The sequence below is a fragment of the Erwinia sp. PME.40.26/001 genome (assembly GCF_055556675.1).
This window is the reverse complement of record NZ_JBVHNP010000001.1, coordinates 760,985-774,369: the sequence shown is the minus strand read 5'-3', so window position 1 is coordinate 774,369 and position 13,385 is coordinate 760,985. Positions and strand designations below refer to the sequence as shown.

The 13,385-nt window shown below is 51.2% G+C and carries 11 protein-coding genes, 2 tRNA genes and 1 other RNA gene; 7 read left to right on the top strand and 7 right to left on the bottom strand.

Annotated features, from left to right (window positions below; translation table 11 throughout):
* Positions 1-34: 34 nt before the first annotated feature.
* The 5 genes from ACZ3HG_RS03905 to ACZ3HG_RS03885 all read right to left on the bottom strand — a co-directional run bounded on the left by ACZ3HG_RS03905 (position 35) and on the right by ACZ3HG_RS03885 (position 1,933).
* A non-coding RNA gene (locus ACZ3HG_RS03905) (RtT sRNA) lies at positions 35-165 on the bottom strand.
* Positions 166-205: 40 nt separating this feature from the next.
* Positions 206-290, bottom strand: a tRNA-Tyr gene (locus ACZ3HG_RS03900).
* Between the two features lie 63 nt (positions 291-353).
* A tRNA-Tyr gene (locus ACZ3HG_RS03895) sits at positions 354-438 on the bottom strand.
* A 145-nt stretch (positions 439-583) separates the two neighbouring features.
* Positions 584-1,432, bottom strand: coding sequence for a formyltetrahydrofolate deformylase (gene purU, locus ACZ3HG_RS03890; RefSeq protein ID WP_191932516.1), 849 nt, complete (start codon positions 1,430-1,432; stop codon positions 584-586).
* 42 nt (positions 1,433-1,474) lie between these two features.
* Positions 1,475-1,933, bottom strand: a complete 459-nt coding sequence (locus ACZ3HG_RS03885; protein ID WP_191932515.1) for a YchJ family protein — start codon at positions 1,931-1,933, stop codon at positions 1,475-1,477.
* 107 nt (positions 1,934-2,040) lie between these two features.
* On the opposite strand from ACZ3HG_RS03885, the gene rssA reads away from it, so the two are divergent.
* The 5 genes from rssA to ACZ3HG_RS03860 all read left to right on the top strand — a co-directional run bounded on the left by rssA (position 2,041) and on the right by ACZ3HG_RS03860 (position 7,551).
* Positions 2,041-2,949, top strand: coding sequence for a patatin-like phospholipase RssA (gene rssA, locus ACZ3HG_RS03880; RefSeq protein ID WP_191935825.1), 909 nt, complete (start codon positions 2,041-2,043; stop codon positions 2,947-2,949).
* Positions 2,950-3,044: 95 nt separating this feature from the next.
* The gene (rssB, locus tag ACZ3HG_RS03875) at positions 3,045-4,058 is read left to right on the top strand and encodes a two-component system response regulator RssB (protein ID WP_191932513.1); all 1,014 of its coding nucleotides are present in this window, start codon (positions 3,045-3,047) and stop codon (positions 4,056-4,058) included.
* A gap of 195 nt (positions 4,059-4,253) precedes the next feature.
* Positions 4,254-5,162: a UTP--glucose-1-phosphate uridylyltransferase GalU gene (gene galU, locus ACZ3HG_RS03870; protein ID WP_062743114.1), complete on the top strand. Its 909-nt coding sequence runs from the start codon at positions 4,254-4,256 to the stop codon at positions 5,160-5,162.
* Between the two features lie 26 nt (positions 5,163-5,188).
* The gene (locus tag ACZ3HG_RS03865; protein ID WP_062743115.1) at positions 5,189-6,529 is read left to right on the top strand and encodes a UDP-glucose dehydrogenase family protein; all 1,341 of its coding nucleotides are present in this window, start codon (positions 5,189-5,191) and stop codon (positions 6,527-6,529) included.
* A gap of 14 nt (positions 6,530-6,543) precedes the next feature.
* Positions 6,544-7,551 carry an NAD-dependent epimerase gene (locus ACZ3HG_RS03860; RefSeq protein ID WP_191932512.1) on the top strand — a complete coding sequence of 336 codons (1,008 nt, stop codon included), beginning with the start codon at positions 6,544-6,546 and terminating at the stop codon, positions 7,549-7,551.
* 135 nt (positions 7,552-7,686) lie between these two features.
* On the opposite strand, the gene hns is transcribed toward ACZ3HG_RS03860, so the two are convergent.
* The gene (hns, locus tag ACZ3HG_RS03855; RefSeq protein WP_191933099.1) at positions 7,687-8,094 is read right to left on the bottom strand and encodes a histone-like nucleoid-structuring protein H-NS; all 408 of its coding nucleotides are present in this window, start codon (positions 8,092-8,094) and stop codon (positions 7,687-7,689) included.
* Between the two features lie 365 nt (positions 8,095-8,459).
* Between hns and tdk the strand changes: the two genes are divergently transcribed.
* Positions 8,460-9,086, top strand: a complete 627-nt coding sequence (gene tdk / locus ACZ3HG_RS03850) for a thymidine kinase (RefSeq protein ID WP_191932511.1) — start codon at positions 8,460-8,462, stop codon at positions 9,084-9,086.
* A 117-nt stretch (positions 9,087-9,203) separates the two neighbouring features.
* Here tdk and adhE read toward each other — a convergent pair whose 3' ends face one another.
* Positions 9,204-11,894 (bottom strand): bifunctional acetaldehyde-CoA/alcohol dehydrogenase, encoded by a 2,691-nt coding sequence (gene adhE / locus ACZ3HG_RS03845; protein ID WP_465331921.1) that lies wholly within the window; start codon positions 11,892-11,894, stop codon positions 9,204-9,206.
* Between the two features lie 479 nt (positions 11,895-12,373).
* Between adhE and ACZ3HG_RS03840 the strand changes: the two genes are divergently transcribed.
* Positions 12,374-13,021 (top strand): YchE family NAAT transporter, encoded by a 648-nt coding sequence (locus ACZ3HG_RS03840; RefSeq protein ID WP_465331919.1) that lies wholly within the window; start codon positions 12,374-12,376, stop codon positions 13,019-13,021.
* The last annotated feature ends 364 nt before the right edge of the window (positions 13,022-13,385 follow it).

The window sequence follows — 13,385 nt, the reverse complement described above, 5'->3', positions numbered from 1 at the left end:
AGGATAAGTCAGTGAATTCAGGGAGTAATGAAGATGGTGGTGGGGGAAGGATGACTGCGTCGCTGCGCGCCTTGCCCTGCGGGCCGCCATGACTGGCGTTGTCTCACTGCGTTCGGCACAAACCTTCGTGTCGAAGCTTCTCATCCTTCCTATCGGGAAAATGAGGGGGGCAGGATAAGTCAGTGAATTCAGGGAGTAATGAAGATGGTGGTGGGGGAAGGATTCGAACCTTCGAAGTCGATGACGGCAGATTTACAGTCTGCTCCCTTTGGCCGCTCGGGAACCCCACCAGGGGAAGCGTGTTAACCAATGCAAAGCGTGAGGCACATTTTCATATAAAAACAGTCTGAAAATGGTGGTGGGGGAAGGATTCGAACCTTCGAAGTCGATGACGGCAGATTTACAGTCTGCTCCCTTTGGCCGCTCGGGAACCCCACCACTGGCCTTACTCACTCTGCTTGTTAAGCGGGGCGCATCATATCAAATGAAGTGACGCTGTAAAGCCCCGTTTTGTATAAAGCAGCGTGTTTGCCGTTTTTTTGCCCGGGATGCTGTTTTGTCAGACAAAACAGCATCATCCGGCTTACAGAATGATGGTGCGGTTACCGTAAACAAAGACGCGCTGTGCCAGTACCTGATAGAGCGCGCGGCTCAGGGCATTCTTCTCAACGTCACGGCCGGCACGCATCATATCTTCCGCGGTATAGGTGTGATCGACGTGGATCACGTCCTGCATAATAATCGGACCTTCATCCAGATTATCATTCACATAATGCGCGGTCGCGCCGATGATCTTCACGCCGCGCTCATACGCCTGATGGTAGGGGCGTGCGCCGATAAAGGCCGGCAGGAATGAGTGGTGAATGTTGATGATCTGATTCGGATAACGCTGGACAAAGCCCGGCGTCAGTACGCGCATATATTTAGCCAGCACCACGTAGTCAGGCTGATAGCGGTCAATTTCCGCCGCCATATTCGTGTCATGCTCATCGCGGGTTAACCCCTCGTGGCTGACCAGAACGAAAGGTATATCAAAGCGTTCGACCAGGGTGCGCAGCGTATCGTGGTTACCGATAACCGCTGCAATCTCCACGTCCAGACCGCCGTACGCGCTCTTCATCAGCAGGTCGCCCAGGCAGTGTGCCTCTTTGGTGACCAGAATAACAATGCGGCGACGACCCGCTGGCTGCAGCTCTCGAACAGAGCCCGCAGGCAGCGCGCTGTCAAGGTCAGCAAGCAGCGTACCGTCGTTAAAAATACCTTCCAGCTCGGTACGCATAAAGAAACGCCCGGTACGGTGATCAACGAACTCATTGTTTTGCACAATGTTCAGTTCGTGTTTGTAGCAAATATTAGTAATTTTGGCGATCAGCCCTTTAGCATCCGGGCAGATGGTGCGTAAAACTTTACGTTGCAGTGTTTGCGCTTGCATTGCGATGGTAATCCTGTCGATACAGATGGGAAATCCAGGTCACTACTGACCACAGCATTTCTTGTATTTTTTGCCAGAGCCACAGGGGCACGGGTCATTACGCCCGACTGGCGGGAAGGTTCCGTCAATATAGTACCAGCGTTGCTCCTCCTGAAGAAAGCGCGAACGTTCATGAATGAAACTTTCGCGGCCATTTTCCGTAAAACGCGCAAAAAACGTCACATAACCCACGTTACTTTCCGGCACGGTTTCCATTGAAAGAAGGGTTAATCCGCGCCACTGGGTACTGGCATAGCTCTCTTCAATACTTGTGGCAAAGTGCTGTGCGTGACAGGAGGGATGCCAGGTTGCCACCAGATAAGGTGTATCCTGCTTTACATAAGCACTGTAGCGAGAGCGCATCAGGGCTTCTGGCGTGGCCGGGAGTGTGCTCCCGTTTAGATACGGCTCGCAACATAGGCTATACTGCAATCCGCTACCGCACGGACAATGTTCAGACACGTTGACTCCGGAAGTTTTTATAACAGGTAAAATGAGATTCAGGCGTCATGATAACCGGGGAGACGCGGTGATGCCATTTTGATCGTTGAGTACTGGCCAGAGGTGGAATGAGACAGGTAAAGATCGGGCTTGCGCTGGGATCGGGAGCAGCCAAAGGATGGGCCCATATTGGGGTAATTAACGCGCTGGAGCGCGCCGGCATACGTATTGATGTCGTGGCGGGTTGTTCGGTGGGCGCGTTGGTTGGCGCCGCTTATGCGAATCAACGTTTACCGTTGATGGAGCGCTGGGTCCGGTCTTTCAGCTACTGGCAGGTGATCCGATTAATGGACTTTTCCTGGCAGCGCGGGGGATTACTTCGCGGCGAACGTGTTTTCAGCCATGTCCGCAGCCTGATGGCATGCGACACTATCGAGCAGTGCTCTCTTCCTTTTGGGGCCGTCGCCACTAACCTCAGCACCGGTCGTGAACTGTGGCTGACGGAAGGGGATATTCATCAGGCGGTGCGTGCTTCCTGCAGTATGCCAGGCCTGCTGGCACCGGTAAGCTGGAATGGCTACTGGCTGGTGGACGGTGCGGTGGTCAATCCGGTTCCTGTCTCTCTGACGCGTGCGCTCGGCGCAGACATAGTTATTGCCGTCGATCTGCAGCATGACGCTCATCTAATGCAACAGGACTTGTTTTCCGTGACGCCGGAGCCTGCCGGCCCGGATACCCAGCTGCCCACTGATAGCTGGAGTGGTCGCCTGCGGCAGCGTATCGGGCGCTTTAAACCGCGTAAAATGAATTACACGCCCGGTGCCATGGAAATCATGTCTACATCCATCCAGGTCCTGGAAAACCGGCTTAAGCGTAATCGCATGGCGGGTGACCCTCCTGATGTTCTGATACAGCCATTCTGCCCGCAAATTTCCACCCTGGATTTTCATCGGGCAGAGGAAGCGATTGAAGCGGGGAGACTATCCGTTGAGAAAAAAATGGACGAACTGTTACCGCTGGTGCGTGACAGACAATAGCGTGGTCGATTAAGCATGCTACTTCAGTCAATTCTGAGAGGCGCAAAGGGCGTTTATAGACCACTATTGAGGTATCTGTTATGCAGGGGGACACAATGGAAAAACCATTAAGCGGAAAACATATTCTCATCGTTGAGGACGAAATCGTTTTCCGTTCCCTGCTGGATAATTTTCTAACAGCCCTCGGAGCTGTAGTCAGTCTGGCAGATGACGGTATTCACGCGCTCGAAACCATGAGCCGCAGCCAGCCCGATCTGATGATTTGCGATCTGGCGATGCCGCGAATGGGCGGCATCCAGCTGGTTGAACATATTCGCAGCCGGGGCGGCACGCTGCCGATCCTGGTGATTTCCGCCACGGAAAATATGTCGGATATTGCCAATGTGCTGCGTATCGGCGTGCAGGATGTGCTGCTGAAGCCGGTGAAAGACCTGGGCCGGCTGCGTGAAGCGGTATTTGAGTGCCTTTATCCGTCGATGTTTACCTCTAAGGTGGAGGAAGACGAACAGCTGTTCCAGGACTGGGATGCACTGGTTAACGATCCTCAGTCGGCGGCGAAATTACTGAAAGAGCTCCAGCCGCCTGTTCAGCAGACCATCGCCCACTGCCGGGTGAACTACCGTCAGCTGACCATGGCTGAACAGCCGGGACTGGTGCTGGACGTGGCGGCTCTGTCGGAGAAAGATCTGGCTTTCTACTGCCTGGATGTTACCCGGGCGGGGGATAACGGGGTTCTGGCCGCCTTGCTGCTGCGGGCCCTGTTCAATGGGCTGTTGCAGGAACAGCTTTCGGGGCAGGGCACAAGGCTGCCTGAGCTCGGCGCACTGCTGAAACAGGTCAACCTTCTGCTGCGTCAGGCGAATCTGAAAGGGCAGTTCCCACTGCTGGTAGGGTATTATCATCAAGGTTTAAAAAATCTGATTCTGGTTTCTGCTGGTTTAAACGCCACTCTTAATATCCATTCCCATCAAATTCAGTTGAGCAATGGCGTTCCGCTGGGCACGCTGGGCAGCACGCATCTTAACCAGATCAGTCAGCGGTGTGATGCCTGGCAATGTCAGGTATGGGGTGCCGGAGGGCGGCTGCGCCTGATGTTGTCGTCAGAATGACCACTGCCGAAGACTTTCCATCTGGCCCTGACTGACAGGGCCACGGATAACCTTTACAATTGGGTAATAGTCTTAATTTATGCAGAAAAGGTTTATCCAGGATAAATCCGCGTGGGTTCCACTGGTATACTCACTTCGTTATTTTAACTCGACATATCAAGTAATAACTTGAACGGCCTAAAGAGAGGTACTTTGATGTCTGCCTATAAGTCCAAAGTAAAAAAAGCGGTAATCCCAGTTGCTGGTTTGGGAACGCGTATGTTACCTGCCACCAAGGCAATTCCAAAAGAGATGCTGCCACTGGTTGATAAGCCGCTGATTCAGTATGTCGTAAACGAGTGTATCGCAGCAGGGATCAATGAAATTGTGCTGGTTACGCACTCTTCTAAAAACTCCATTGAAAACCACTTCGATACCAGTTTTGAGCTGGAAGCCATGCTGGAAAAACGCGTTAAGCGCCAGCTGCTGGAAGAAATCCAGTCTATCTGCCCACCGCATGTGACCATCATGCAGGTGCGTCAGGGCCTGGCGAAAGGCCTTGGCCATGCGGTTATGTGTGCCTGGCCAGTGATTGGCAATGAACCCGTTGCGGTTATCCTGCCTGATGTGATCATCGACGAATACGAATCGGACCTGTCGAAAGATAACCTGGCAGAAATGATGAAGCGTTTTGACGAAACGGGTCACAGCCAGATCATGGTAGAGCCTGTTGCCGATGTGACCGCCTATGGTGTCGTTGACTGCCAGGGTGCTGAACTGAAGCCAGGCGACAGCGCACCAATGGTTGGTGTGGTAGAGAAACCAAAAGCAGACAAAGCGCCTTCGAACCTCGCGGTGGTCGGTCGTTACATTCTGTCTGCCGATATCTGGCCACTGCTGGCGAAAACGCCTCCAGGTGCCGGTGACGAAATTCAGCTGACCGACTCGATTGCGATGCTGATGGAAAAAGAGACAGTGGAAGCTTATCACCTTAAAGGGATCAGCCACGACTGTGGTAACAAACTGGGCTATATGCAGGCCTTCGTTGAGTACGGTGTGCGTCACAACACGCTGGGCAGCGATTTCAAAGCCTGGCTTGAAAGCACCGTTAATAATAAAAAGTAAGTTTAATTTCTAACCGGGACAATTCAATGAAAGTCACCGTATTTGGTATCGGCTATGTTGGTCTGGTTCAGGCTGCGGTTCTGGCCGAAGTCGGACATGACGTTCTTTGCATCGATGTCGACGAAAATAAAGTCGAGAATCTGAAGAAAGGGATCATTCCTATTTTTGAACCGGGCCTGACGCCGCTGGTGATGCAGAACTATGAGGCAGGTCGCCTTAAGTTCTCTACCAACGCTGAAGATGGCGTTAACCATGGTGTTATGCAGTTTATTGCTGTCGGCACACCACCGGATGAAGATGGTTCGGCTGACCTGAAATATGTCACAGCGGTTGCGCGTACCATCGCGCAGCACATGAAAGACCACAAAGTGGTGCTGGACAAGTCGACGGTTCCTGTTGGAACGGCCGATCGGGTTCGCAAGGTAATGGAAGAAACACTGAAGGAGCGTGGTGAAGCGCTGACTTTTGATGTGGTTTCTAACCCGGAATTCCTGAAAGAGGGGGCTGCGGTCAGCGACTGTATGCGTCCTGAGCGTATCGTTATCGGTACTGATAACGACGAAGTGGTTGAGCTGCTGCGTGAGCTGTATGAGCCGTTCAACCGCAATCACGACCGTATGATCCTGATGGATATTCGTAGTGCTGAACTGACCAAGTATGCGGCTAACTGCATGCTGGCGACAAAGATCAGCTTTATGAACGAAATCTCTAACCTGGCAGAGCGCCTGGGTGCAGACGTAGAGAAAGTGCGTCAGGGTATTGGGTCAGATTCACGTATTGGCTACTCGTTTATCTATCCTGGCTGCGGCTACGGTGGCTCCTGCTTCCCGAAAGACGTGCAGGCACTGATCCGTACGGCAGAGCAGATTGGCTACAAGCCGCGTCTGTTGCAGGCTGTGGAAGACGTTAACGACTCGCAGAAGAACAAGCTGCCGACCTTTATCAAGCGTCATTTTGGCGACAACCTGCAGGGCAAAACCTTTGCCGTGTGGGGCCTGTCCTTTAAGCCAAATACCGATGATATGCGTGAAGCCTCCAGCCGTGTGCTGATGGAAGCACTCTGGCAGGCTGGCGCGACGGTTCAGGCGTTTGATCCGGAAGCAATGGATGAAGCACAGCGCATCTATGGGCACCGCAGCGACCTTAAGCTGATGGGAACCAAAGAAGCAGCGCTTCAGGGGGCTGATGGTCTGGTCATTTGTACTGAATGGCAGAATTTCCGCGCCCCTGATTTTGATGTGATTAAAAATGCGCTTAAAGAACCCGTGATTTTTGATGGTCGTAACCTGTATGATCCAGAAAGAATCAGCAAACGCGGTTTTGTTTATTATGCAATCGGCCGCGGAGCATCTCTTAACATTGCATAATTAACGAGGGCAGTATGAAATATCTGGTCACCGGCGCAGCAGGATTTATTGGCTTTCATGTCACTCAACGTCTGCTTGCCGCCGGTCACCAGGTTGTCGGTCTCGACAACCTGAATGATTATTACGATGTAAACCTTAAGACTGCACGTCTTGATCTGATTAACCCCCACCCTGATTTTACCTTTGTTAAAGGCGACCTTGCCGATCGTGAAGGCATTGCTGAACTATTCCGCTCTCAGCGCTTTCAGCGCGTTATCCACCTTGCCGCTCAGGCGGGGGTCCGTTATTCGCTGGAAAACCCGCTGGCTTACGCTGATGCCAATCTGATTGGCCACCTTAATATCCTGGAAGGGTGCCGACATAATCAGGTGGAACATCTGCTGTATGCTTCTTCCAGTTCGGTATATGGGCTCAACCGTAAAATGCCATTCTCTACGGACGACTCAGTAGACCATCCGGTATCCCTTTACGCGGCGACGAAGAAAGCCAATGAGCTGATGTCCCATACTTATTCCCATCTGTATGGTATTCCCACCACAGGCTTACGTTTCTTTACTGTTTATGGCCCGTGGGGGCGTCCGGATATGGCGTTGTTTAAATTCACCCGCGCGATAATTGCCGGTGAAAAAATCGACGTTTATAACCATGGCCAGATGCGCCGCGACTTTACCTATATTGACGACATCGCCGAGGCTATAGTTCGCCTGCAGGATGTCATTCCTCAGGCAGATAAAGAGTGGACGGTGGAAAGCGGCAGCCCGGCGACCAGCTCAGCGCCTTATCGGGTTTATAATATCGGCAACAGCCAGCCGGTTACGCTGATGGCCTATATTGAGTCGCTGGAAAGTGCCCTTGGCCAGGTGGCCGAAAAGAATATGCTGCCGATGCAGCCTGGCGATGTGATGGAAACCAGTGCCGATACATCGGCGCTGTATAAAGTCATCGGTTTTAAACCGCAAACCTCTGTGGAAGCGGGCGTGGCACGCTTCGTTGCGTGGTACAAAGACTTCTATAAGGTTTAATCGTCCGCGCAGAGGGCAGAAAAAAGGGAGCCAGATGGCTCCCTTTTTTAATCTTACCTGGTAACGACAACGTAAAAATAGGACCAAAAAAACCCCATTTAATTATGGGGTAGTAGAGAAGGACCCTGAGCAGAATTACAGCAGAAAGTCTTCCAGTTTCTTGCCTTGCTCTTCAATCGCTTTTTTAATCACAGCAGGCGTGCGGCCCTGGCCTGTCCAGGTCTTACTTTCGCCATTCTCATCAATGTAAGAATATTTAGCAGGACGTGCTGCACGCTTGGCTTTACCCGGTGCTTTAGCCGCTGCCAGGGTAGAAAGTAATTCGTTAGGGTCGATACCATCAGCGATAAGCATATCGCGATACTGCTGAAGTTTGCGGGTACGCTCTTCAACTTCTGCCTGAGCCTGGCTATCTTCTTCGCGGCGTTCGTTGACAACAACTTCCAGTTTTTCCAGCATTTCTTCCAGCGTTTCCAGGCTGCATTCTCTTGCCTGAGCACGCAGTGTGCGGATGTTGTTCAGGATTTTAAGTGCTTCGCTCATTGTCCAATTCTCTAATTTATATTGATAGGGATGTTTCTGCCTGATAATAATAGTGTTCGCCATTACGAACTGCAATAGATAATTTTGTAAGAAAATCGAATCAGGTAATAGCGTCTAAACGAATGGGTGAATTTGATGCTTTAATAGGAGGAAGGGATGAAAATAATGCCCATCGCCGAGCATGTCGACTGCGTCAATGCTACCGTCGGCTGGTACTGATTAATAGTTAACATGGTGTAAAGGTCTGCTAAACAAAGACGCTGTTTTTGCTGTTCCAGCCAGATATTCTCTCCCGGTGAAAGGCTTTCATTCCCTTACTTTATGATACACTGCGCTCCTCTTTGATGACTTTTGGAGTAGGGCGGGTGGCTCAACTTTATTTCTATTACTCTGCCATGAATGCCGGTAAGTCTACGGCATTACTGCAATCTTCTTATAATTATCATGAGCGCGGAATGCGCACGCTGGTGTATACCGCAGAAATTGATAACCGCTTCGGTGCAGGCAAAGTCAGCTCAAGAATTGGCCTTTCATCACCAGCAAAATTGTATAATACCGCGACGTCATTGTATGCGGAGATAAGCAAAGAGCATCAGATGGAACCGGTTCACTGTGTGCTGGTAGATGAAAGTCAGTTTTTAACTCGCGACCAGGTTAGGGCGCTTTCAGAGGTGGTGGATCATTTAGATATCCCGGTACTCTGTTATGGCTTGCGTACGGATTTTCGTGGTGAACTGTTTACCGGAAGTCAGTACCTGCTGGCATGGTCCGATAAGCTGGTAGAATTAAAAACCATCTGCCACTGCGGAAGAAAGGCCAGTATGGTATTACGCCTGGATGAAAGTGGAAAACCCTTCGAAGAAGGGGAGCAGGTGCAAATTGGCGGCAATGAGCGCTACGTCTCGGTGTGTCGTAAACATTATTACGAAGCGTTAAACAGTGGTGCGATGACGGCTATTTTCGGTCACCGCCACCTGACGTCCGGCAACTGACGATATACACCAGCAGGAAGGTGAGTGAGCAGCGTGTCTATCCGGTCAGTAAGCGTGGCTTACGGATAGTGAAATAAAAAACCCGCCAGATGGCGGGTTTTTTGCGTCACGGGTGGCTTAACGTTTTACTTTGCGTTCGCTTTTTTTCGTTTCTGCGGCAGCCACTGGCGCTGTTACCGCCTCTGCCACATTAGCGAAAGGCTCGACAAAGTCACGGCCGTAGAAGCTGTCCAGCATAATCTGCTTCAGTTCTGCAATCAGCGGGTAGCGAGGGTTAGCGCCGGTACACTGGTCATCAAAGGCATCGTCAGCCAGTTTATCAACTTTCGCCAGGAAGTCCGCTTCCTGCACGCCAGCTTCACGGATAGACTTAGGAATGCCCAGTTCTGCTTTCATACCGTCCAGCCAGACCAACAGTTTTTCAATTTTCTGTGCGGTACGGTCGCCAGGTGCGCTGAGACGCAGGTGATCGGCAATTTCAGCGTAGCGGCGACGCGCCTGAGGGCGGTCATACTGGCTGAAGGCAGTCTGTTTGGTAGGGTTATCATTCGCGTTGTAGCGGATAACGTTACAAATCAGCAGGGAGTTAGCCAGTCCATGTGGAATATGGAACTCTGAACCCAGTTTGTGGGCCATAGAGTGACACACCCCAAGGAAGGCGTTCGCAAAGGCGATACCGGCGATGGTGGCCGCGTTGTGCACGCGTTCACGTGCTACCGGATTTTTCGCCCCTTCGTTGTAGCTGGCAGGCAGGTTTTCCTGCAGCAGTTTCAGTGCCTGCAGAGCCTGTCCGTCTGAGTACTCATTCGCCAGTACGGAGACATAGGCTTCCAGGGCGTGAGTCACTGCATCCAGTCCACCGAAGGCGCACAGGGATTTCGGCATGTCCATCACCAGGTTGGCATCCACAATGGCCATGTCCGGTGTCAGGGCATAATCGGCCAGCGGATATTTCTGTCCGGTCGCATCATCGGTCACCACGGCAAACGGGGTAACTTCTGAGCCGGTACCAGAGGTCGTGGTCACCGCAATCATTTTGGCTTTTACGCCCATTTTCGGGAACTTGTAGATGCGTTTACGGATGTCCATAAAGCGCAGCGCCAGCTCTTCGAAGTGAGTTTCAGGGTGTTCGTACATCACCCACATAATTTTCGCTGCATCCATCGGTGACCCCCCCCCAAGGGCGATAATCACGTCAGGCTTGAAGGAGTGCATCTGCTCGGCACCCTTGCGGACGATACTCAGCGTCGGGTCAGCTTCCACTTCAAAGAACACTTCAGTCTCTACGCCACGCGCTTTCAGCACGTTAACGATTTGGTCAGCGTAGCCATTGTTAAACAGGAAGCGGTCAGTCACGATAAAGGCGCGTTTGGCCCCATCTGTTGCCACCTCGTCAAGCGCGATAGGCAGTGAGCCACGGCGGAAGTAAATAGACTTAGGAAGTTTGTGCCACAACATATTCTCTGCTCGCTTGGCCACGGTTTTCGTGTTGATCAGATGTTTAGGACCCACGTTCTCAGAAATCGAGTTACCGCCCCATGAGCCGCAGCCCAGCGTCAGGGAAGGGGCGAGTTTAAAGTTATACAGGTCACCGATGCCGCCCTGCGAAGCCGGGGTATTGATCAGGATACGTGCGGTCTTCATCTTGTCGCCAAACAGATTGACGCGGTCACGCTGGTTGTCCTGGTCAGTGTACAGACATGAGGTGTGGCCGATACCGCCCATTGCCACCAGTTTTTCAGCCTTGCTGACGGCGTCATGGAAATCTTTCGCGCGGTACATGGCCAGGGTCGGAGAAAGTTTTTCATGGGCGAAGGGTTCTGACTCATCAACCAACTTCACTTCGCCAATCAGGATTTTGGTGTTACCCGGCACGGTAATGCCGGCCATTTCGGCAATTTTCACTGCGGGCTGCCCTACGATGGCAGCATTCAGTGCACCATTTTTCAGGATGATATCCTGAACCGCTTTCAGCTCCTGGCCCTGCAGCATGTAACCGCCGTGGCTGGCGAAGCGCTCACGAACGGCGTCATACGCGCTGTCGACCACAATCACAGACTGTTCAGAGGCGCAGATAACGCCGTTATCAAAGGTTTTTGACATCAGGATGGAAGCGACAGCGCGTTTAATATCCGCAGTCTCATCAATCACCACCGGGGTATTACCCGCCCCCACGCCAATCGCCGGTTTACCTGAGCTGTAAGCGGCTTTCACCATACCCGGGCCGCCAGTGGCCAGAATCAGGTTAATATCCGGGTGATGCATCAGCTGGTTAGACAGCTCAACGGAAGGAACATCGATCCAGCCAATGATATCTTTGGGTGCACCGGCGGCAATCGCAGCCTGCAGAACGATATCGGCTGCTTTGTTGGTGGCATTTTTCGCGCGGGGATGTGGCGAGAAGATAATCCCGTTGCGTGTTTTCAGGCTGATCAGCGCCTTGAAGATAGCGGTAGAGGTGGGGTTAGTGGTCGGCACAATTCCGCAGATGATGCCAATAGGTTCTGCGATAGTGATTGTGCCGAAGGTATCGTCTGTGGCAAGGATGCCGCAGGTTTTTTCGTCTTTATAGGCGTTATAAATATATTCAGAGGCGAAGTGGTTCTTGATCACTTTGTCTTCAACGATACCCATACCGGATTCGGCGACGGCCATTTTGGCCAGAGGAATACGGGCATCGGCAGCGGCCAGGGCAGCGGCACGGAAGATCTTGTCTACCTGTTCCTGACTGAAGTTAGCGAATTCACGCTGGGCTTGTTTAACACGTTCAACAAGGGCATTTAGTTCAGTGATATTAGTAACGGCCATGAGGCACTCCTGAAAGTTAAACTCTATTAGTAAACAAGTCAGAACTAGAAATTATAGTCACCCTGCCTGTCACTGCCCGCTAAGGACTTGTCAGAAGACTAAAAACATTCCAATAGGTTTACTAAAAGAGTCTGCCATAGCGCCCGGCTACGGCTCCCTTTAGGTACTTTACCAACTCCTTTTGATGTCACTGAGCATAGCGGTTGTCTTGGGGTGAAAAGATGATTTAGATCATCAATTGTGCAAGCTGATACCTTTCAGCCCGGACAAAAATCGGTGGTTGACGCGCTCATTTCCCTCCCGACGGTGTCGTTGCGATGAGCTTGTTTTATTATGCTGGTATTTATGTGTTTTTTAGTGAAAAAGGCTGGATTTAAGTCTTTAATATAGGGTGATATTCCATACGTTGGGGGATAGTCATCATCGGGGATTTCCATTACATTAGCCGCCATGAATTCGTCCCCCTACAGGAGCGCAGTGTGAATCCTGCATTATTAGATCTCTCAGGCTATATCAAATTTTTCGTAGGCCTGTTTGCTCTGGTCAACCCCATCGGGATCATCCCGGTTTTTATCAGTATGACCAGTTATCAGGTTCCGGCGGCAAGGAATAAAACTAATCTGACGGCCAACCTGTCGGTGGCGATCATTCTGTGGACGGCGCTGTTCCTGGGTGACGGTATTCTGCATATTTTTGGTATCTCCATTGACTCTTTCCGCATTGCTGGCGGTATTCTGGTGGTAACTATCGCGATGTCGATGATCAGCGGAAAGCTGGGCGAAGATAAGCAGAATATGCAGGAAAAGTCAGAGAGTGCCATTCGTGAAAGTATCGGCGTAGTGCCGCTGGCGCTGCCGCTGATGGCCGGCCCCGGTGCGATCAGCTCGACCATCGTATGGAGTACGCGCTATCACAGCTGGCAAAACCTGTTGGGCTTTACCGTGGCGATTGCCCTGTTTGCGTTCTGCTGCTGGCTGTTATTCCGTGCGGCACCGCTGATGGTCAGAGTGCTGGGGCAAACCGGGATTAACGTGGTGACTCGTATTATGGGCTTATTACTGATGGCGCTGGGGATAGAATTTGTGGTGACAGGGATCAGAGCACTCTTTCCAGGGCTAACTCATTAACCCGGTTTATATTCTGCATTGTCTCAGCTAAAGCGCATTTAATGCGCTTTTTTTTTGGCACCCGACGCTTCACTGCACTATTAAAGTGCGAATTGCCCATTGCGTGTTCTATTTTGGTGCATTAATTCATTTCTCTTACCTTGCCGCAGTAATTATTAATGTAATTACTGCAAACCAAAAATAAATCCATTCGTTTGTAGTGGGTGTGATTTTTTTAACATTACAACGTAGTGCATTCTGACCGTAATGATAGTTTTATATGCTGCATTAGTCACAAATGTTAGTGTTGTTATGACTATTCTTCGTTTTCAGACGATATTTGCTTAAAATTCAGCCGAAAAATTGTTTTTTTTCGATCTTTTTA